Annotated in this window: 19 protein-coding genes; 9 read left to right on the top strand and 10 right to left on the bottom strand. The window is 62.3% G+C overall.

The window, feature by feature from the left end; all coding sequences use genetic code 11:
- Nucleotides 1-116: 116 nt before the first annotated feature.
- Nucleotides 117-1,037 carry a transcriptional regulator GcvA gene (gene gcvA / locus EK373_RS26155; RefSeq protein WP_157994544.1) on the top strand — a complete coding sequence of 307 codons (921 nt, stop codon included), beginning with the start codon at nt 117-119 and terminating at the stop codon, nt 1,035-1,037.
- A gap of 17 nt (nt 1,038-1,054) precedes the next feature.
- Here gcvA and EK373_RS26150 read toward each other — a convergent pair whose 3' ends face one another.
- A complete protein-coding gene (locus tag EK373_RS26150) occupies nt 1,055-1,942 on the bottom strand; it encodes a DUF1028 domain-containing protein (RefSeq protein ID WP_129647449.1) in 888 nt (295 codons plus the stop codon).
- A 234-nt stretch (nt 1,943-2,176) separates the two neighbouring features.
- On the opposite strand from EK373_RS26150, the gene EK373_RS26145 reads away from it, so the two are divergent.
- On the top strand, nt 2,177-3,265 hold the full coding sequence (locus tag EK373_RS26145; protein ID WP_129647448.1) for a DUF3500 domain-containing protein: 1,089 nt from the start codon (nt 2,177-2,179) through the stop codon (nt 3,263-3,265).
- 43 nt (nt 3,266-3,308) lie between these two features.
- Here EK373_RS26145 and EK373_RS26140 read toward each other — a convergent pair whose 3' ends face one another.
- From EK373_RS26140 to EK373_RS26130, 3 genes are all read right to left on the bottom strand, one after another.
- A complete protein-coding gene (locus EK373_RS26140) occupies nt 3,309-4,265 on the bottom strand; it encodes an alpha/beta hydrolase (RefSeq protein WP_129647447.1) in 957 nt (318 codons plus the stop codon).
- A gap of 115 nt (nt 4,266-4,380) precedes the next feature.
- On the bottom strand, nt 4,381-5,658 hold the full coding sequence (locus EK373_RS26135; RefSeq protein ID WP_129647446.1) for a hypothetical protein: 1,278 nt from the start codon (nt 5,656-5,658) through the stop codon (nt 4,381-4,383).
- A 98-nt stretch (nt 5,659-5,756) separates the two neighbouring features.
- On the bottom strand, nt 5,757-6,842 hold the full coding sequence (locus tag EK373_RS26130) for a hypothetical protein (RefSeq protein WP_198683665.1): 1,086 nt from the start codon (nt 6,840-6,842) through the stop codon (nt 5,757-5,759).
- Nucleotides 6,843-6,881: 39 nt separating this feature from the next.
- On the opposite strand from EK373_RS26130, the gene EK373_RS33505 reads away from it, so the two are divergent.
- The 3 genes from EK373_RS33505 (at nt 6,882) to EK373_RS26115 (ending at nt 8,887) form a co-directional block, all read left to right on the top strand.
- A complete protein-coding gene (locus EK373_RS33505) occupies nt 6,882-7,235 on the top strand; it encodes a hypothetical protein (protein ID WP_232831256.1) in 354 nt (117 codons plus the stop codon).
- 312 nt (nt 7,236-7,547) lie between these two features.
- Entirely contained in the window at nt 7,548-8,042 is a 495-nt protein-coding gene (locus tag EK373_RS26120; protein ID WP_129647443.1) for a GNAT family N-acetyltransferase, read from the top strand.
- 32 nt (nt 8,043-8,074) lie between these two features.
- Complete coding sequence (locus tag EK373_RS26115) at nt 8,075-8,887, top strand: helix-turn-helix domain-containing protein (protein ID WP_129647442.1); 813 nt, start codon at nt 8,075-8,077, stop codon at nt 8,885-8,887.
- 9 nt (nt 8,888-8,896) lie between these two features.
- On the opposite strand, the gene EK373_RS26110 is transcribed toward EK373_RS26115, so the two are convergent.
- On the bottom strand, nt 8,897-9,532 hold the full coding sequence (locus tag EK373_RS26110) for a hemerythrin domain-containing protein (RefSeq protein WP_129647441.1): 636 nt from the start codon (nt 9,530-9,532) through the stop codon (nt 8,897-8,899).
- 147 nt (nt 9,533-9,679) lie between these two features.
- Complete coding sequence (locus EK373_RS26105; RefSeq protein ID WP_129647440.1) at nt 9,680-10,063, bottom strand: DUF427 domain-containing protein; 384 nt, start codon at nt 10,061-10,063, stop codon at nt 9,680-9,682.
- A 126-nt stretch (nt 10,064-10,189) separates the two neighbouring features.
- Between EK373_RS26105 and EK373_RS26100 the strand changes: the two genes are divergently transcribed.
- Nucleotides 10,190-11,116, top strand: coding sequence for an SDR family oxidoreductase (locus EK373_RS26100; protein ID WP_129647439.1), 927 nt, complete (start codon nt 10,190-10,192; stop codon nt 11,114-11,116).
- Nucleotides 11,117-11,184: 68 nt separating this feature from the next.
- On the opposite strand, the gene EK373_RS26095 is transcribed toward EK373_RS26100, so the two are convergent.
- Genes EK373_RS26095 through EK373_RS26085 form a run of 3 tightly spaced genes read right to left on the bottom strand, consistent with a single transcriptional unit; the run spans nt 11,185 to nt 14,487 of the window.
- Nucleotides 11,185-12,267 (bottom strand): cysteine synthase A, encoded by a 1,083-nt coding sequence (locus EK373_RS26095; RefSeq protein ID WP_129647438.1) that lies wholly within the window; start codon nt 12,265-12,267, stop codon nt 11,185-11,187.
- On the bottom strand, nt 12,264-13,706 hold the full coding sequence (cysG, locus tag EK373_RS26090; protein ID WP_129647437.1) for a siroheme synthase CysG: 1,443 nt from the start codon (nt 13,704-13,706) through the stop codon (nt 12,264-12,266). The genes EK373_RS26095 and cysG overlap by 4 nt, the downstream gene beginning before the upstream one ends.
- Nucleotides 13,707-13,743: 37 nt before the next feature.
- Nucleotides 13,744-14,487, bottom strand: coding sequence for a phosphoadenylyl-sulfate reductase (locus tag EK373_RS26085; protein ID WP_129647436.1), 744 nt, complete (start codon nt 14,485-14,487; stop codon nt 13,744-13,746).
- A gap of 130 nt (nt 14,488-14,617) precedes the next feature.
- On the opposite strand from EK373_RS26085, the gene cysB reads away from it, so the two are divergent.
- Genes cysB through EK373_RS26070 form a run of 3 tightly spaced genes read left to right on the top strand, consistent with a single transcriptional unit; the run spans nt 14,618 to nt 20,187 of the window.
- Nucleotides 14,618-15,595: an HTH-type transcriptional regulator CysB gene (gene cysB, locus EK373_RS26080; protein WP_129647435.1), complete on the top strand. Its 978-nt coding sequence runs from the start codon at nt 14,618-14,620 to the stop codon at nt 15,593-15,595.
- Nucleotides 15,596-15,622: 27 nt separating this feature from the next.
- A complete protein-coding gene (locus EK373_RS26075) occupies nt 15,623-17,419 on the top strand; it encodes an ABC transporter transmembrane domain-containing protein (protein WP_129647434.1) in 1,797 nt (598 codons plus the stop codon).
- 17 nt (nt 17,420-17,436) lie between these two features.
- On the top strand, nt 17,437-20,187 hold the full coding sequence (locus EK373_RS26070) for a protein kinase domain-containing protein (RefSeq protein WP_129647433.1): 2,751 nt from the start codon (nt 17,437-17,439) through the stop codon (nt 20,185-20,187).
- A 9-nt stretch (nt 20,188-20,196) separates the two neighbouring features.
- Here the strand turns inward: EK373_RS26070 and EK373_RS26065 are convergent, their stop codons facing one another.
- Entirely contained in the window at nt 20,197-20,946 is a 750-nt protein-coding gene (locus EK373_RS26065) for a helix-turn-helix transcriptional regulator (RefSeq protein ID WP_129647432.1), read from the bottom strand.
- Nucleotides 20,947-21,016: the final 70 nt, after the last annotated feature.

The following is a 21,016-nucleotide window of genomic DNA, read 5'->3' as shown; positions in this document are numbered from 1 at the left end:
GGTTCGATGCGCCATCGTCGCCAACAGCGGAGCCCGCGACAAACGAGATGTTTTGCCGTCTGCGTTAGAAAAACTAACCTGATATTATGTGCACCCGGCAGCCGCAAGCCCGAGTCATGAAACCCCGCCATCCCGCGCCGCTCAATGCGCTTCGAGCGTTCGAAGCAGCCGCACGATGCCGTAGTTTCCAGACCGCAGCGGCGCAGTTGTTCGTCACTCCGGCGGCGATCAGCCATCAGGTGAAGCAACTCGAGGCCTACCTCGGCGTGAAGCTTTTCCATCGTGGTCATCGCGCGGTGGAACTGACTCCCAAAGGCGAGGAACTCGCCGCTTCGCTGAGCGAATTGTTCGGATTGCTCGACCTTGCTCTAGATCGCGCCACGGCGGCCACGGTCGCAAATCTCCGCGTCAGCACGATGGAATCGTTCGCGGCGAAATGGCTCGCGCCGAGGCTGCACCGGTTCCACCACGACTTCCCCGATCTCAAAGTGCGCATCGATACCAGCAACGAGCACGCCGACGTCGGCCGCGGCGCCATCGATGTCGCCATTCGCTACGGACCTGGCGGTTACAGTGGAGTTTCTTCCGAGCGACTCATGGATGCCCCCGTGTTTCCAGTGTGCGCGCCTTCACTGATGGAGGACGAAGCCCGCCCGCTGACGCAGCCCGCGGACTTCCGACATCACACACTGCTCCACGACGAAAGCGCAGCCGGTCGCCCGGGCGTGCCGGATTGGTCGGCATGGCTGAAAGCCTCGGGTGCTACGCGCGTTGACGCATCTCGCGGCCCAGTCTTCGCGAGCATCTATCTAGCGCAGGAAGCTGCTGTCGCAGGACACGGCGTTGCGTTGGGCGTTGCACCGCTGGTCGAGGAGGACTTGCAACGCGGTCGCCTCGTCAAGCCATTCGAACATTCTCTCGATAATGCCTACGCATTCTGGATCGTGCGCCGGGATGACGCGGACTCGAACCCGGCCATCGATGCATTCTGCCGATGGTTGCGAAGAGAGGCGCGTACAAAAGCACCTGTGCGATGAGCTGAACGGCCCGCGTCCTAACTCTTCGGCTGATACAACGTCGGCGGTGGCGGCGCCAGGCGCGGCGAGCCGGACTTGACCCACGCGTCATAGCGCATGCGGAGCGTGCGCACCGGATTGCCGCTTTCGCCACGCTTGATGTCGTTGTCCATCACGCTGATGTATGCGAAGTATTTGCCGTCATTGTGTGTGACGCCCTGCTGGTCGTTCTTCTCGGCGATGGCGATGTAGGAAACGTGCGCCGTCTTGTTGTCGCAGGCGACGAATTCCATCGGGTTCGATCCGCAATTGCAGCGGTGATCGCCTCCGTTGACATCCGCGGCTTCCATCGCCGCCATCACGCGATCGGCCAGCGTACCAGTAGCGCGGGTGAATGCGAGCGCCGCCAGATGCACCACCTGATCGCCGAGCAGCGTGTTGCCCTGAACCTGGTAGTAGATGTCGGGCCCCACCTGGCCTCCGAAGTACAACGACGAGCGCGAGTTGCCGGTGCCGTTGAATCCGGCGCGGTTGTTGCTCGCAGTGATGTCCTTGCCGTTGGGCATGGACACGATGCCGAACTGTCGCCGCTCGATGTTCGGATCCTTCTTGAGCATTTCGATGATGTCGGCGGGCGGCGTGCCCTTCTTCAGCTCCCGGTAGACCAGCATCTGATTCTCGTGCGTGTTGTCTGCACCGGCCTGGCAAGCCGCCACCCCGACACCCGGCACGATCACCGCCTGCAGGTCCATCAAGTCACGCGCACCGTTGGGCTCGCGCTTCGGAAATGCCTCTTGCCGAACGCAGGTCGCCGACGCGATCACTACCTGACCGCTCCGGGCATCCAGCGCGATCACCGACCACGTCGCCCATGCAGGCGTCGAGCCCGCCAACAGAATGAATGCCAGCGCAAGGTGTCTCAGCATCGGTCCATCCCCCGTTTTCGACCGAGCATAACAAGAGTCGAAGGAAGAGATTTTGCGCAGCGGCCCTGTTATTCGCCGATCTTATTCGCGGCGATCATCGCGGGAATGGCATCTTCGGCGCGTCGGCGGGAACGCGCGCCTCAGAACCTTGTCTGACAAAGGGAACCGGGCCGGGAACCCAAGCGTACTCGGACAGTGCCACCCGAGCGCCGGACACCATGGGAGCGCCTCCACATGACTAACGGACTCACGGTCAACCGCGGCAAAGCCGTGCTGCTCATCGGCACGGTCGTCATCTTCGCCAGCTTCGGAGCTGCTCTCATGTCCAGTCGCGCGAACGAGTCCGATGAGAGTGATGACAAGCAGTCTTCCGGGCCAGCGGCTGCGCGTGCGCTTTTGCAATCGCTACCGGAAGCCAAGCGAACACAAGCTCAGTTGTCATTCGATTCGTCCGAGCGCACGAACTGGAACTACGTTCCCACCAGACGCGCCGGCGTCGCGCTGGCGGACCTCGATACAAACCAGAAGACGCTGATCGATCCATTGCTGCGTTCCGCATTGAGCCCTACGGGCTTCAATACAGCTCAACAGATCGTGCAGCACGAATCGATCCTGGCGCAGATTGAAGGAAACCCGCGTCGCGACCCGGGGCTCTACTACACCGCAGTGTTTGGCGAACCGGGTCCGCGCGCACCTTGGGCGTGGCGGTTCGAAGGCCATCATCTTTCCGTCAACGTGACCCATGTCGACAATCAAACTCAGGTCGTGGCGCCGCTCTTCATGGGCTCGAATCCCGCGCGCGTACCTGACGGCCCGAAAGCCGGGTTGCGATTGCTCGCGGCAGAAGAAGATCTGGCTCGCGATCTGATACGCATGTTGCCCGCGGATCGACGCACTCGCGCGATGCTTGCCGAGAACGCCTTCCCAGACATCATCACACGTAACGATCCAAAGGTTCGTTCGCTGAACATGGAAGGGCTTGCGGCAGGCGACATGTCTCAGCCGGAGCAAACGCAATTGCGCAAGCTACTGCACGTGTACGCGGATCGCATGACAGAGAGTGCTGCACGAGAGCAGCTCGAGCGCATCGAGCGCGCCGGCTTCGACAAACTGCACTTTGGATGGGCTGGCAGTCTCGAGCCGGGCAAGCCGCACTACTACCGAGTGCACGGCCCCACTGTCCTCATCGAGTACGACAACACTCAGAACAACGCCAACCATATCCACAGCGTTTGGCGTGACCTGGAGCGTGACTTCGGCGGTGACTTACTTCGCGCGCACTACGAAGCGCATCGAACTGACGCTCACGGTCACGAGCACTAGCTCGGCCCGTCACTCTCTGGGCAATTGCCGGAACGGAGCCTGCTCATCGCTCCGCCTGCGCCACGTGATCCTCACGCCACAGCCAGCGCAGGATATCGGGCAGTAGCGCGCCGCCGTGTGCATCGGAATGAGCGCCGTCGCCCCAGACATGAGTTACTTCGTAACGCGGGCCCGATGATTTCTTTCGATCAGCTTCGGCGTTCGCCCAATTGAGTGACGCCAGCATCTGTTGATTGGCGAGAAACCAGTTGCCGTGCTCGTTGTCGAGGTCGTTCGAGCCATCCTGCAGGAAGATTCGCAGCGGCCGGATCGGGCTCTTGCGGATCAGTCCTGGATACAGATCGCCTCCCGGCACCGCCGGTTGTCCGTCCTGCGCAGGGCGATAGCCGATCGACACGTAGCTGCCGATGATGCTGATCACCTTGCGAAATACATCCGGCCGGTGCCAGGCCACGGTGAACGCACAAATGGCGCCACTGCTCGTGCCGCCGATCGCGCGTTGCCGCGGATCGTCCGTCAAGTTGTAGCGGGTGGCGACGCTCGGCAGCATTTCCTCGACGATGAATCTCGCGTAGCGATCATCCAGAGCATCGTATTCCGCTGCACGATGATCTGGATTGCTCATACCCAGCGTATCCGGATAGGTCTCGGCAAGGTGGCCCGGCGTGATGAAGATGCCGATGGTGACTGGAATGTCGCCCCGGTGAATCAAGTTGTCGAGCACCGTCGGCACTCGCAGCGAGCCCTGCGGATTGGTGGCCCGTTGACCGTCCTGAAACACGAGCACGCTCGCCGGCTTGGCTCGATCGTACTGTGCAGGCACGTAGAGCCAGTAGCGACGGACCGTGCCAGCAAACATTCTACTGTGAAACTCCAGCGGTCCCAGCAAGCTGCCCTGGGGTACGCCAGGTTGGACCAGCGAGTCCGGCTGCAAGGGATAGTCTCCTGGCTTTCGCTCTGGTTCGGCGGCTACGCAGGTCGTGCCGGCGAGAGCGATCATCAGGACACATCCACACAGCGCAGCGAGTGTTGCTGCGATCGTTTGTCTCGGTGGGGCGGCGATCATGGTACGGTCCGTTGGTTGTGTGTTTCGATCCAGCACAGAATCATGGTCGCTAGCGTTCGCACCATTCCACCCGCCACTGATCGAGCGTTTCGACTATTTCGGCCAGATGCTCGTCGGGCGTCCGGCTTCCCCATTCGGTGAAATTCGAGAACGTGTTATCGCCCGAGAGTGGCCCGATGGGCGCGTTCGCGTCGTATGGACCAGATGCAGCTGCAAAGTCGGAGTGACCCTCCGCACTGACTTTCCAAAGGCACATGACGAACTCTTTGTCCTCATCCACACCGGACACCTTTGCCATCAGGTCGAGTCGGGTCGGCTCATAGCCAAGCTCGGTGGGATACAGGAGCCACTCCGCCATGCTCGCGGCTGCAAAGGACTCGAACGTGAGCAAATGCGCGGGGAACAGATCGAGTCGATGCAGACGACTTAGTTGATCGTAGAGCGGCACCCTGGTCTGAAAACTATCTGCAACGAGCAGGATCGCCTCGTCTGGCGGCGGAAGGTTCTTCTTTAGCGTTGAAACAATTGCGAAGAATGCACACAGCGGGTCTTTGAGCTCAACCGCTCGAGCGCAGGGCGCCATCGGTGCGCCCGGGATGATCCCCAGCAGATCGAGAAAGACGCCGAGCTGCGATCGCATACTCGAATATTGCTCATCGCATCGCCATTGCTTGCCGACAGACTGTTGAAGCGGCTCGACCGCATCGAGAAGCCGGAGCGATTCGCTCGCCACCCAACCCGACACCGGCGCGAGCGCCTCTGAGGTCAGAGCAGAACCTTCGAGGCAGACATTCAAGAAGTTCATGACGTTTGCCAGGTGCGGCCCTGCGTCGACCAGCATCTTAGGAAACAGCTGTGAGCCGGTCGCAGCGTGGCGCTTGTTCATCTCCCAAAAGAAGCGGGGCGGCAGGCCGTCTGGCAACGGGTATTCACCCAGCAACTTCACGATCGAAGCAGCTGCTTCCGGCGTCGATTGAGTTGCCAGCAGCGTGAGCCCATAGGCTCGCGATGGGTCGCTTGCCGCAGCGAAGTGCGTTTGAACGACTTCCGGGAAACAAGGATGTACCAGCGTCCAGAACCAACTAAGAATTTCTGTGCCTACCGGTCTCCACGGGTCGCGCGACGGAAACTGTCCCCGCATGCCGATCTCGATCAGCCGGAGACAATCACTTCCTGAAGGCCGCAATGAAGAATTGATCTTCCCCGCCTTCTCTGACTCCTGAAAGGCTTTGAACATCGCAGTGTTGCGATCGAACGCTTTGACCCTTTCATCCAGCTGGCCGAGGAGCAATTCCCGCCACACCGGGTTATCGAGAGCGTTGATCATCGAAACTGTATCGGGAGCCGCTGTTTCCATCTGTTGTTCTGCCCGCTAATACGTTGCCGTGCGCAATGCTGTCGAGAATCGGCCCACCAACCCCATCTTCAGTTCTGTTGCAACATGTCGAAACGGCGCCGCTCTATCGCAGCACGATCTCCGAGTCCCGCCGCTGCGCAGAGATCCGGGGTATAGATCCGACAAGGCGATCGTTTCGTCATTGCGGCATCCAGTTGGCGGAGGAGCTCGCTCGGCGCGACATCCGGCGGTGCAGCTATCCGTCCTTGCACGACGTGCTTCTGCTCGCTTCTGGTATGTTCGTGATCGATGTCTTGATCGCGCCAACAACCTGCGCAGAGCACGGTATAATTCTCCGAGTGAGGGTAGATCACGCTGTCTTGCTCCAGATCTTCACTCGCACTATGAATTCGACCCGCGTCGTCCTGCGTGCCCGCGAAATCGAAGAACTGATACTTGCTCCTTACGAGAGTGGCGAGATGGGGAAATACCGGGACCTCTCGCTCGCCGTACTTGTGGTGTGTGATGGGCGCGCCATCGATGAGAACTACGTCGCCGTAATCAACCCCAAGCTGCTGGTACAGCACGCTGCGTATTATTCCGTGACAGGGACTCAGCCGTTCGATCCAGATCGTTTCTTCGAGTCCCGGATCATCAAAATCTTTGGTCCTCTCGGCGAGAGGCCGCTCAGCGAGCCTGACCTTGCAGCTCGGATAGCGCCCTTCTGGCAGTCCGAACCGACCCATTTCGATGTGTTGCTTCATTCGCTTCCACACTTCCAGGGCAGTCGCCCCGTCGCGCGCGCCCGTCGCGCAGATTCCGAGATTCCATTCAGTAGCCTCGGACGTCTCCTCAGCCAGGAGCCTCGCGCGCTGGTTTGCGAGCATGCCTTCATGGAATCGCCCGCGTGTTTTCATGAGCAAGCCGAGGTTGTAGTGCCTGTAGCTGGTGTCTGGCTCTAACTCTAGCAACCGCCGAGATGCACTCTCAGCCAATTCATCGCGCTGACGCGCCATCATCCTTGCCGCCGTGGCCAGACCGGTGAGTAAAGCTCGCTCGTGATCGGCTCCGTTCGCCTTCGCGGCCAGAACGGCCAGGCTGTCGACCACCGTGGCGAACAGTTCGCTCTGCGGCGGCGGTGCATTGAGCATGTCGATGTCGCGAGTCCGATCCAACGAGTCTCCAACCAGGCCTAGCAGATGCTCGTCCGCAGCATGCACGGCGTGAACTCTTTCCAGCACTTCCAGAGATCGTTCCCTGGAAAGGTAACCTCGCCCAACCAGCTCGACGAGCGCGAACGCAACCTCCTTCTGATGAGACTGCGCACGCAGCAGCGGCTGAAGAACTTCCCATGCGGAATCGCCGTGATCGGCCTCCGCTTGCTCGATAAATCGCTGCCTGGTCTTTTCGATGGCGTTCTTCGAGAGGGCTTTGTGCAACGATCGGAGCATGGTGTGGTTCGAATATCAATTCCCGCTTATGACAAGCACAACAATCGAGATCAGCAGCACGACATTGATCCCGAGCGCCCGTTTCCGATAGCGGTTCCCCGTCTCATTGAACAATGATCCGTCGAACAGGGCGAGTGGCAAAAGCACAGCGAACCGCGGCCGACCCGGACTGACGTTGCGGGACATAATGACGATGCAAAAGAAGAAGTAGCCGACGACCAGTAGGACCAGCAACAGGCTAACGGCGAACAGAAGTAAGCGCATGCGCCTCGCTTGCGAGCATCGGGATGGCCCGGAATTATACTTTGCACTCCCGGCCACTGGACAACCCAGTGGAGCATGTCCGCCGCGTGCAAAGGTGGTGCGCCACTGCCTGCTGCAATTTTATCCAATACCCCGCCTTTCCCTGCCCGCATGCTCACGCCCACGATGAACATCCAACCCTGCTCCCATGACCTCCTTCCCATCCTCTCCATCATCAACGCTGCGGCCGAAGCCTACCGCGGCGTCATCCCGCCCGATTGCTGGCACGACCCGTACATGTCGCTTGCCGAACTCGAGCAGGAAGTAGCCGCGGGCGTCGCGTTCTGGGGGCTCGAAGAGGACGGAGTGCTGCGGGGAGTGATGGGAATTCAGCCGGTGCGCGACGTTGATCTGATACGTCACGCATACGTCACGCCTGGCCTGCAACGGCGAGGCGTCGGCGGCGCACTGATCAAGCATCTGCGCCAGCGCAGTCAGCGGCGCATGCTCGTCGGGACCTGGGCTGCGGCGGGGTGGGCGATCGATTTCTATCAGCGCCACGGGTTCGTGCTGGTCCCCGCAACTGAAACGCCCGAGTTGCTCCGTACCTACTGGGCAATTCCCGACCGGCAGATACACACTTCGGTGGTCCTGACACATCCTGGCACCAGCGCGGGATGACAATTGCAGCGATGCCGCCTAAGGTAACGCGCATGAAGGATGACATTCGATTTCGCGCATTGCCGGTTCCAGGCATCGAGGCGATGCACGCAACTTCGCAGCGCTCGTTCCCTCGCCATACTCATGATCAATATGGCATCGGGATGGTCGATGCTGGCAAGCACGCCTCGTGGAGCGGTAGAGGCCAGGTGGAGGCTGGGCCACGCAGCTTCATTTGCGTGAACCCAAGTGAGGTGCACGATGGCCAGGCCGCGGACGGAGGCCGCTCCTGGCGAATGCTATACTTGTCGCCGCACTCGCTGGCGGCAATGTGTAGCGACATCGGCGACGGCGCGCGATCCGAGCTCATGTTCTCCGCGCCGGTGTTCGAGGATCGGGGCTTGCAACCTATCTTCAACGCCGCGTTCTCTCATTGCCTCCATCGCGAGGAACACGGCACCGTCGCCTGCGAAACTGACATGCTGAGTCTGATTGCCGGCCTGCTCCATCATTCCAGCGCAAAAGCCGCAAGAGACCACGGCCTCACGGGATGTATCAGCCGCGCCCGCCAGATGATCGATGATGATCCCACCCGGCCCCTCACCCTCGCCTCGCTCGCCAAGGAAGCGGGCCTGAGCAAATATCGGTTGTTGCGTTCGTTTGCGCGAGAGTTAGGGCTGACACCCCATGCTTACATCGTGCAACGGCGAATCGCCTACGCTCAAGGCCTCATCAAGAGTGGCCGCGGCTTGGCTGAAGCAGCGCTCGCGGCGGGCTTTTACGATCAAAGTCACCTGACGCGATGTTTCGTTCGCCAGCTTGGCGTCACGCCGCGTGGCTACGCCGAGGGGTCGCACCCCGGTTGAGCGACTCGCTCAGTGCCGCCACCGGCTCATGCGGTTCTCTGAAGTCCTCTTGGTGTTCCTGGCGAAAAGCATTGCACCGACCGCGACCGCACCTGCCGTGAGCAACGCAGCTCCTGCGGCAGCACCCGCGGGAAACGACCGCACAGTCGATTCGGCGAACTCGGCAGCGTGCGGTTTCATCAGCTCCATGCGCCGCTTCGTCATCTCGATGCCGAGTCGGCCCAACTGATCACGCAGCAATCGCTCTGCTGCCGGAAGCAACCGAGTCTCTTCATCCGCCACGTGGTGCATCACCAATCGCATCAACTCGAAGAACTTCTCATCGCACGAAGCTTCGTCAGTCGGGCCATCAGGGCCCATCATGCCGCGTAGCTCGCCGATGAGTGTGCGCATCTGCGCGTGCTCCGGCTCGCTCTTCTCCAAGACCTCGTCGCCACTCAATACCTCGCGTAGCGCCGGATAGAAAATCTCCTCTTCGAGTTGCGCGTGGATTTCGATGGACAGACAAGCATTGGTTACCAGGGCTCGCTTCCTGGCCGGCATCACGTCCGGCTTGTAGCGGTGAAATACCGCGAGCACCTGGGAATGATCCATTTTGATCATGGTCGTGATGCTGGGTGTAATGCGCTCGGCAACCGGATTCATGTTCGCTCCCCCGCAAGGCAGTTCATCATGGTGACTCATGACCAACGGCGGACCGGAAGCCTTGTTCCCTGGCCGCCGAGCGGGCGCAATTGTCATACCGCGTCCACCTACAATGAGAGCGGCTTTCTCCTGCGGAAATCCTTGGCGTTATGGACGCGGCGAGATGCTGATCTGCGGCAGCCGGTCGTCGTAGAAGGCCAGGCGTCCCTTCAGTGCGATGTGATCTTCGTACGGATCTTCGTATGACCAGACTGCATCCTTGAGCTCCTTGTCGCCCGCTTTGATGGAGAAGTAATTGGCGACGCCCTTGAACGGGCACTGCGACGTGGTCGCCGAACGCTCCAATCGCTGCATCTCGACATCGGCGCGCGGAAAGTAATAGCGAACCGGACTGCCGTCCTCCTCGACCTTGATGACATCGCTCGAGTCCGCGACGGTCTCGCCGGCGACCGACACTTTGATCCGTTCCCGCAACTGACGCTCGGCCACCTTGTGCTCGGGATGTTCCCGATGGCCTGGAGATCTGGTCATGGTCCGTGCCTCCATCGAACAGGATTAGCAATGCAACAAGATACAACATGACCCGGTTCCCCGCCCCTTCCTACAGGAACACTGTCAGCGGGCCAGCCGTTGCCGAACAAATCCTGGAGACGAGCAATGGCAACGCAACCAGATTTGCACGGCAAGGTCGTGGTGATTACTGGCGCATCCAGCGGCTTCGGCCGCGGCGCCGCGCTGGAATTCGCAAGTGAAGGCGCGTCGGTAGTGCTTGCAGCGAGGCGTGGCGAAGCGCTAGATACCGTCGCGCGTGAGTGCGAGATCGCAGGCGGCACGGCGATCCCCGTGTCCGTCGATGTAAGTAGTGAACGCGATGTGGAGCAATTGGCCGAGACGGCAATTTCCCGATGCGGTCGCATCGATGTGTGGATCAACAATGCCGGTGTCGGCGCGCTGGGCCGCTTCGAGGACATTCCCATCGACGTCCACGAGCAGACCATCAAGACAGACCTGCTCGGCACGTTGTATGGCTCGTATTTCGCTTATCGTCAGTTCCTGAAGCAAGGCGGCGGCACGCTCATCAACATTGCCTCGGAGCTAGGCAAGACCAGCGTCCCCTATTACACCTCTTATGCCGCGGCCAAACATGGCGTCGTCGGTCTGAGCGATTCGCTGCGCCAGGAAGTCAAACAGAACAAGATTGCCGGCGTGCACATCTGCACCATCCTGCCGACGGCGCACGACACGCCGTTCTTCGATCATGCGGCCAACTACACCGGCCACGAAGTCACACCGCCGAAGCCGCTGCACGATCCGCAGAACGTCATCGACGCGATCGTCGAGGTCGCGCGCCACCCGGAGGACGAACGCATCGTTGGCGGCGACGGCATTTTGAAGGTTGCCATGGCGAACCTCATGCCCGGCACGACGGAAAAGATGGAAGCCAAGATGATGCACCGGACCCAGTTCGAGAAGGCGCCGCCGGGCGAAGACTCGCCAGGCGCGGTCGAACAGCCCACGGCCCGCGGCACAGCGGTGGACATGAACCGGCGCAAGCAAAAGAAGTCTCCGCGCGCGAAGGAGTAAGGGCAGCTACAAACAGCGCGGCCGCAGGCTCGAAGGACCTGCGGCCGCCCGGTTCGATACCAGAAGAATCAGGCGCTCAGTCGTTGCGGAAACGCACCGACGTTGGCGACATTCTTGGCAACATCCAGCAGCGTCGGCTGACCGTTCTGAGATAAGCCGGCCGCATCGAGCAGGCCCTTCTCCGCCAGCCACTTCTTGTTGAACAAGCGCGACTGATACTTCGCGCCGTTGTCGCACAGGATGGTGACGATGGTGTGGCCCGGGCCGAGCTGCTTCGCGATCTGCACGGCGGCGGCGACGTTCACGCCGCTGGTGCTGCCGAGGAACAAACCTTCATCGCGCAGCAACTGATACACGGTGCGCACACACTCGATATCGGTGATATGCAGAGCATCGTCGACCGGCGAGCCTTCGAGGTTCGCGGTGACGCGACCGATGCCGATGCCTTCGGTGATCGAGCCGGGCCCGGTCGCCTTCAGCTCGCCATTGCGCAGCCAGTGATACAACGAGCTGCCCTGCGGGTCGGCCAAGGTGACGCGCACGTTGGAATTTTGTTTCTTCAGGAAGCGCGAGATGCCGCCGAGCGTTCCGCCCGTGCCCGTCGCGCAAACGAATGCATCGATCTTGCCGCCGGTCTGCTGCCAGATTTCCGGACCGGTCGTCTGTTCGTGCGCGTCGCGGTTCGCGGTGTTGTCGAACTGATTGCCCCACACCGCGCCCGGAATCTCATCGGCCAGACGGCCGGCGATCTTCTGGTAATGATTCGGGTCGCTGTACGGCACGGTCTTCACGCGCAGCACTTCCGCGCCGAGCGTTTCGATCATCTGATACTTCTCGTTGGACTGGTTGTCCGGCATCACGATGACGCAGCGATAGCCACGCGCGTTGCATACGTGCGCGAAGCCAATGCCGGTGTTGCCGGCGGTGCCTTCGACCAGCGTGCCGCCCGGCTTCAACCTGCCGCTGCGCTCGGCCGCTTCGATGATGGCGCGCGCGGCGCGATCTTTCACCGAGCCGCCGGGATTCATGAATTCGGCCTTGCCGAGAATTTCACACCCCGTGAGCTCGCTGAAACGATTCAGGCGGATCAGTGGCGTGTTGCCGATGGCATCGGCAAAGCCATGACGGATAATTTCATTCGAGCTGCTCATGCTGACAGCCTTCCTTCATCGGTAGATGCGACTTCGACGGAGCGCGTGTTGAACCAGTGCAAAGCTTCGTGCAGGCGAGTCACCTCGCCCACGATCAGCAATGCCGGCGATTCCACGCGAGCTTCGGCGGCTTTCTGAACCAGATCGGCAATCGTGGCGGTCACCACGCGTTGCGACGGGCGAGTTCCGTGCTCGATGAGCGCGGCCGGGCGGCTTTCAGGCACGCCGTGCTCGCGCAACCGAGCGACGATGTTCTCGAGCTGGTTCAGGCCCATGTAGAACACCGTGGTATGACCGGGCCGCGCGAGCGCGGCCCAATCGACATTGTCGGCTTCACCCTTGCAATGTCCCGTAACAAACGTCAGTGCCTGCGCGTGATCGCGGTGGGTGAGCGGGATGCCTGCATACGCGGCACAACCCGCCGCGGCGGTCACGCCCGGCACGACTTCAAATCGAACGCCCTCGGCGGCCAGCGCTTCCAGCTCTTCGCCGCCCCGGCCGAAGATGAAAGGATCGCCGCCTTTCAAACGGCACACGCGCTTGCCTTCTTTCGCGAGCTTCACGAGCAGCGCGTTCGTGTCTTCTTGCGACACGTGATGATTGCCCGCCGCCTTGCCGACATAGATGCGCTCAGCGTCGCGACGCGCGAGATCGAGGACCTCGGCTGAAACGAGCCGGTCGTAAACAATCACGTCCGCGTTCTGCAAAGCCCGCAGCGCACGCAGCGTCAGCAAGCCGGGATCGCCAGGACCCGCTCCGACCAGCGCCACCTCGCCGGCGAACTTGGACTGCTTCGCGAACCGGGCGATCGAGTTGCCGATGCGATCGAGCACGCCCTGCCCCGCCGCGTCTTCGCGACCGGACAACACATCGGCTGCAATCGAGCCGTCGAAGAAATTTTCCCAGAAGCGCCGACGCGTGCCGGCGTGCTCCAGCTTCGCTTTAACGGTCGGACGCAGCTTGCCCGCGAGCTTGGCGAGATCGCCGAGTTGCTGCGGCAGGAACGATTCGAGCTTCTCGCGCAGTCGGCGCGTCAGAACGGGCGCGTCGCCACTGCTGCCCACTGCGACAACGACGGGCGAGCGATCGACGATCGCCGGCATGATGAATCGCGACAGCTCGCGATCGTCGACCACATTCACTGGAATGTTCCTACGCTCGCACTGATGCGCGACCCATGCGTTGACCGATTGCTTGTCGGTCGCGGCGATGGCAAGCCGCATGCCGTCGAGCAACTCGGGCTGAAACTCGCCAGCGACGTAAGTGATGACGCCGGCGGCGGCCTTCTCGGCCAGCGACTCGATCAGTTCAGGAGAGACGACCGTGACCTTCGCCTGCGTGCGCAGGAGCAGATCGATCTTGCGCGCAGCCACTTCCCCGCCGCCGACGACCAGCACCGGTTCGTTCGCGAGCCGTAGAAAGATGGGGAAGTAATCCATGTGTGCGCGTCGTCCTGCGACGCCCGGCGTCGCGGGCTTATTGGCCGGCCGCCCGACGCGGCTCGACCTTCAGCGGAATGACCCGGCGGCGCGGCTGCAGGCCGCACTCGCGAGACTCGGGATTCTCCCACCACCAGCGGCCCGAGCGCGGATCGGCGCCAGGCTCCACTGCCCGGGTGCACGGCGCGCAGCCGATGCTGGGAAAACCTTTGTCGTGCAGGGCGTTGTAAGGGAGGCTTCGGGCCTTGATATACGCCCACACGTCGGCCTCGGTCCAGTCCAGCATCGGGCTGTATTTCCACAGACCGTAGCGATCGTCCCAGGACTTGGCCTCACCCAGCGCGCGCTCGGCGGACTGCTCCCGACGCACGCCGGTGACCCACGCCTTGCGGCCGGCGATGGCGCGCTTGAAGGGCTCGATCTTGCGGATACCGCAGCAGGATTGACGCTCGTCGGTACCGAGGTAGAAACCGTTGATACCATTGTCGCGCACGTACTGCTCGATGGCCTCGGCCTGCGGATAGAACACCTGAATGCGGCGCTGATAGCGGCGCTCCAGACGGTCCAGCAACGACAGGGTCTCATCGTGCAAGCGACCGGTGTCGAGCGTGAACATCTCGATTTCCGGCGTGTACGTGTTGATGATGTCGGTCAACACCATGGCCTCGAGGCCAAGGCTGTTGGAGTAAACCACGTCCTGGTGCTCGCGGACGGCCTGCTCCAGCAGGGCGCGAGTACCCTCAACGAGGGTTTGCAGGCGGGGCGACAGTGCATCGGTCATGTTCAATCGATCCTTATTCTCTGTGGAGCACTGTAGCTAACCCGCTTATAACCAGGGAAAGACTGGTTTGTTCTGTCATGATGCGGGCCCGTTATGACTTCGCCGCACCCCGTTCGTTATAGTTAAGTGCATGAAACTACAACAATTACGGTACCTCGCCGCCATCGTCGAGAACGACCTGAACATCACCGCCGCGGCCGAGCGCCTGCACACCTCGCAGCCGGGCGTCAGCAAGCAGCTGAAACAGCTCGAAGACGAGCTGGGGTTTCCCATCTTTTTGCGCCAGGGGCGAACCCTGACGCGGGTCACCCCCGCCGGTAAGCGGGTCATCGACCGGGCGCAGAAAATCCTCAAGGAAGTCCAGAGCATCAAGCGCCTGGCGGACGAGCAGAAGGGCGACGGCAAGGGCTCGCTGGCCATCGGCACGACCCACACGCAGGCTCGCTATGTCCTGCCCCAGGTCATCCGACGCTTCCGGGAGCGCTATCCTGACGTGGAGCTGCACCTCCACCAGGGCACCTCCGAGCAGATCGCCGACATGGCCGGGCGGGATCGCATCGACTTCGCCATCAACACCGGCTCGCAGGAGCTGTTCACCAACCTGGTGCTGTTGCCGTGCTATCGCTGGCATCGGCGCATCGTCGTGCCGCAGGGTCATCCGCTCGCGAGCGAAGGCAAGGTGACTATCGAGACGCTGGGCAAGTATCCGATCGTCACCTACGTGTTCGGCTTCTCGGGCCCGTCTTCGTTACAGCAGATCTTCGCGCGTCATGGCATTACGCCCCATGTGGCGCTCACCGCTCGCGACGCCGACGTGATCAAGACCTATGTGCGGCTCGGGATGGGTGTCGGCATCGTCGCCAGCATGGCCATGGATCCGCGCGAGGATTCGGATCTGGTGTCCATCGACGCGTCGCATTTGTTCCCGGCGCATTCGACCTGGGTGGGCTTCCATCAAGGCGCCCTGCTGCGCAGTTATATGTATGACTTCCTGCAATTGCTCGCACCGCATTTGACCCGCCGGCTCGTGGATCGCGCCGGCAATGCCGCCACGCCCTCCGATGTGGAGGCGTTGTTCACGGATGTGGAACTTCCGGTCTATCGCTAGACCGACGATAAGGATGTTGCGCACGCCATGTCAGCCAATCCAGAAAGACCCAAAGCCCGCTCTCTCAAACCACTGCGCGAGCTGTGGCCGTACCTCAGCAGATATAAGGGCGTTCTGACGCTTGCGATGATCGCGCTGCTGCTGGCCGCGGCGGCGATGCTGGTGATCCCGATGGCGTTTCGCGATCTCATCGATCGCGGCATGGCGGCGCAGGACGCAGCCACCATCAATACTTACTTCGTGGCGTTTCTCGTGGCCGCGGCGCTATTCGGCATCTTCGCGGCGCTGCGCCTGTATTTCGTCACCTGGCTCGGCGAGCGCGTCGTCGCCGATCTGCGCGCGGATATTTACGCGCGCGTGGTGCGCATGGATCCGACGTTCTTCGAGGTCACTCGGATCGGCGAAGTGTTGTCCCGGCTGACTACGGATACCACGCTGGTACAAGGCATCGCCGGCGTGAACCTGTCGATGACCTTGCGCTCGATCGTGCAGCTGATCGGCGCCTTGGTGTTGATGATCGCGACCAGCCCGTCGCTGGCCGGCATGATCGTCGTGCTCATTCCGCTCGTGATCTTCCCGATCGTTGCGGTCGGCCGGAAGCTTCGTACGTTGTCGCGCGAGTCGCAGGACAAAATCGCTGACACGAGCGGCCTTGCCGGCGAAACCCTGAATGCGATCCAGACGGTGCAGGCGTTCACGCTCGAGGGCTTGCACACCAAGCGCTACAGCACCGCCGTTGAAGACTCGTTCCAGGTGGCGCTGCGCCGGACCAAGGTCCGCTCGGCCATGTCGGCGATCGGCACGATGATGATCTTTGGCGCGATCACCTTCGTGCTGTGGCAGGGCGCGCATCGCGTGCTCGACAACGAGATGACCGGCGGCGAGCTGAGCCAGTTCCTCATCTATGCCGTGTACGTCGCGATCGCGGCAGCGACGTTGAGCGAGATGTGGGGCGAAGTGCAGCGAGCGGCCGGCGCGATGGAGCGCCTGGTCGAATTGAAAGTGGCGACGCCGAATATCCTCGCCCCTCCCAAGCCGCAGCAGTTCCCAAGCCCGTCGCTCGGGCGCATCACGTTCGAGCACATCTCGTTTCGTTATCCCTCACGCCCGGAATCGCTGGCGCTCGATGATTTGTCGCTCGCCATCGAGCGCGGCGAGACCGTCGCGTTCGTCGGCCCCTCGGGCGCGGGCAAGAGCACGACATTTCAGTTGCTGCTCCGTTTCTACGATCCGGCGTCGGGGCGTATCACCATCGACGGCGTGGATATTTCTCAAGCGAAGCCGGAAGACGTCCGCGCGCGCATCGGCCTGGTGCCTCAAGAGACGGTGTTGTTCGGAACCACCGCGCGAGAAAACATTCGCTACGGACGACCCAATGCTTCTGATGCCGACATCGAAGCGGCCGCTCGAGCCGCTGGCGCCGATGAGTTCATTCGCGAGCTCCCGCAGGGCTACGACACCCATCTGGGCGAAAAAGGCGCGCGCCTCTCCGGCGGCCAACGCCAGCGCATCGCCATCGCCCGCGCGCTGCTGAAAGATCCGCCGATTCTGTTGTTGGACGAAGCCACCAGCTCGCTCGATGCCGAAAGTGAGCGTTACGTCCAGGAAGCGCTCGAGCGCCTGATGGAACATCGCACGACACTGGTGATCGCCCATCGCCTCGCCACCATTCTCAAAGCCGACCGCATCGTCGTGCTGGACCACGGCCGCATCGTCGACATCGGCACTCACTCGCAACTGCTCGAGAGCAACGAGCTCTATGCGCGGTTGGCAGCATTGCAGTTCGCAGATTTGAGCGGGAGTGCGCCGGCGACGGCGGCCTGACGCGCTAAGTTCCAGGAATGAGCACGATTCAACGCAACAGCAGCGGCGACGCGCCGCCGGGTGGCGACATACCGAGCTTCATCTGGCGTTTCGCTGACGCCGAGCTCGATGAGGGGAGCTGGCGCCTCAGCGTGCGCGGCCAGCCAGTCGAGCTCGAGCCGCGGCCACTGCAGGTTCTGCGCGAACTGCTACGCAGCGCCGGCGAAGTGGTGCGCAAAGATGAGCTGGTCGAGGCGGTTTACGGTCACGTCCATGTCACCGACGGCGCGCTGAATCAGGCCATCAGCAAACTGCGCAGCGCGCTCGGCGATCGCGATCAGTCGATCATCACGACCGTGCACCGTCTCGGGTATCGTCTGGCCGTGCCGGTGCAGGTGCGGGCCGCGTCCAACTCTCAGGCGCAGGCGGTAACGCTGCAAACAGGCGGCACTCTGCCGGGGCGTGACCAATGGGAGTTGTTGGCGCCGCTCGGCTCCAACCGCGGGATCGAGGTGTGGCTCGCGCGGCACCGTAAGCTTGGCGAGCAGCGCGTCTTCAAGGTGAGCGTCGACGGCGCGCGACTGTCCTGCCTCAAGCGCGAGGTCACGCTCTACCGCATGCTGAGTCAGCAGCTCGGCGAGCGCGACGACTTCGTGAAAGTGTTGGACTGGAACTTCGAGCAGGCGCCGTTCTACATTGAATGCGAGTACGGCGGTGTCGACCTGTTGCAATGGTGGCAAGCGCAGAACGGCTCTGCCGGTGTACCACTCGAGCAGCGCCTAGAGCTGCTTGCGGCGGTCGCCGATTCCCTCGCCGATGCGCATGCGGTCGGCGTGCTGCACAAAGATCTGAAGCCCGGCAACATCCTCGTCGAGGCGGCGGGTGACGGCCGCTGGCGCACGCGCCTGGCCGATTTCGGCAGCGCGCATCTGCTCCATATCGACCGCCTTGCGCAGTTCGGTATTACACGGCTCGGCTTTACTCAAACTCTGGCGGCGATGCCGAGCGGCGGTACGCCGCTGTACCTCGCCCCAGAAGTCATCGCCGACGGCAGCGCAACTGCCCCGTCGGACGTCTACGCGCTCGGCGTCGTGTTGTATCAGCTGGTTGTCGGCGACCTGCGCAAGCCCCTGGCTCCGGGCTGGGAACGCGACGTACCCGACGAGGTCCTCCGAGGCGACATCGCCGCGGCGGTCGACGGCAATCCGCAACGGCGCTTGGCCTCGGCGCGAGAACTGGCGCAACGCCTACGGCAGCTCGATACACGCCGCGAAGATTTGCGCGCTCAACAGCAATTGCGCGAGCGCGCCGCTGAGACGGCACGCCAGCTCGAACGTCTGCGTGCGCGCCGTCCATGGATCATTACCGCCGTCATGGCACTCTGCGGCGGCCTCGCTCTGGGCGGTTGGTTTTATCAAGACGCCGTGCGGTCCGAGCGCGAGGCTCGTGAGCAGGCGGCGCTCGCGCAGGCCGTCAGCGAGTTTTTCAGCCGCGAGGTGTTGGCCGCCGCCTCGCCATACGAGGACTTCGGCGAGTCGACGACACCAACGGTGCGCGAAGCCGTCGACCGCGCGCTGAGCCGCATCGGCGACCGTTTTCACGAGCAACCCGCGATCGAAGCCGCGATCCGCGCCACGGCCGGTGAGGTGTACGGTCAGCTGACGGATCTGCCGGCCGCGATCGACCAGGATCGCAAAGCGCTGGCGCTGTTCCGTGCCAGCCTCGGCGCAGAACATCCGCGCAGCCTGCAGGCGCAGTACTGGCTCTCACAGGACCTTGCCGAGGCTTCGCGATTCGACGAGGCGGCTCAACTGATCGCGCAAGCCGACGCAGTGCTCGAGCGCCAAGCCATCGACGATCCGCGCACACTGTTCGCCGCGTATCGCGCGCGTTGTTATCACGGCATCATCTCGTCCAGCTACGAGGGCGTGATCGATGACTGCGAAGCCACGCTGGCGAGCCAGCGCCAGCTCGATCCAAACGACGGCACGGCACTGTTCAAACGGCTAGCCAATGTGGCCACCCTCTATTCGCGCATGGGCCGCTTCGAGCAGGCCGCTCCGCTGTTCGCCGAAGGTCTCGAAACTTTGCGCCGAGACGGCGGCGAGGACAGCCCGACAGGCGCTCGCTTCAAGAATTTCTATGGCATGAATCTGGTGTTCGAACACCGCTACAAGGAAGCTGAGCCGCTGCTGCGTGAGACGTACGAGTCGATGATCGCGCACAATCCCGCGAACCTCTACGCGCATGAAACGCTCGGGCTCCTGGCCGTTGTTTATTCTCGTACCGGCCGTCAGCAGGAAGCGCTCGCGGCCAGCCGCACGAGTTATGAGAGCTATCTGCGCGATGCTGGCGCGGATAATCATTACACCGCGCTTGCCGAAGGCCTGCTCGGCGTACACGAATGCGAGGCTGGTGAGTGCGACAGCGGCATCAAGCATCTCGAGTCGGCGCGGGCGCACCTGAGCCGGCAGCTCGGCGAACGACATCCGCAGACGCAGCGCCTGCAGTTTTTCCTGGCCCGCTCGCTCCTCGATGCCAAGCGCCCCGCCGAGGAAGTCGAACGCCTGCTCGCCGCGCTTGACCCCAAACTGCTCGAAACCGCATCTCCGGAGCGCGACTGGGCGCCGCGGCTCGATCTACTGCGCGGCCGGCTGCTCGCTGCCGAGGGCCGCGACCTCGAAGCGATGAAGCTACTCGAACCTGCCTTGGATCGTCTGGGGAAGCTCGGCTCGGCGCAAACCGAGGTGCTCGCCGCCGAAAAGGTGCTCGGGCGGCAGCAGCAGTAGCTTAGTGACTCAGAGATCGTTGAGCCGCGCTACCAGTTCGGCTTGACGGCTGACGCCGAGCTTGGCGCAGATCGTTTTTATTTGAGCGCGCACCGTGCCAACGGCGACACCTCGAGCGACGGCGATCGCCTGGGGCGTCTCGCCCGCGCCGAGTTGTATCGCGATCTGCGTCTCCGCCGCGGTGAGTCCGTACGCTGCTTGCACAACCTCCGCTCTGCGCTCGCTTGGCGCCCTCGTTCCTCTCGCGATGACAAGCACACGCGGAGCGAGATCGAGCTCGTACTCCCGTCGCGGTAGAGGAATAACTTCGAGCACGAGCGGCGCGCCTTGGATGCGACCGCCGCGCACGACAATCATCCGATGCGTCGGCGGCCCTGCCTGGGTATGAGCGAATGCCGCGGTGGCTATAGCATCGTCGATCGCCTGCGATTGGACGGCGTCGTCCGCGCAAAGACGGTTCGACTTCAGACACAGACCACTATCGGTTCGAACGAGCGTTTCCGCGGTAGGCGTGAGCGCCCGCACGGTGCCTGACCCATCGCAGACAAAGGCTGGGATCGAGAGCGCTTCCATCACTCCCGCGAGCACGGCTGCACTCTCGAGGGCCATCTGCGTGAACACTGCGTCCGGACCCTGCGGCGCGATGGAAGCGACCACTTCGCATTGCGCGCTCGATTTATGGCGAGTGCCGGTGGCGGCGCTCCGACCGGGCTTGTCCGTCGCATCGTCACTGCCAGCGTGACGCACGTCACTGAACATAGTCGTTAGCCTCTCGAGCCCGTCGTGTCGCCCCAGCGGAAACCCGTTTCCGCAGTTGCATCGACCGTAG

Origin of the sequence: Peristeroidobacter agariperforans (assembly GCF_004138335.1) — a bacterium.
GTDB lineage: Bacteria > Pseudomonadota > Gammaproteobacteria > Steroidobacterales > Steroidobacteraceae > Steroidobacter > Steroidobacter agariperforans.
Note: the sequence above shows the minus strand (reverse complement) of the source record. Positions and strands in the feature narration are given on the sequence as shown.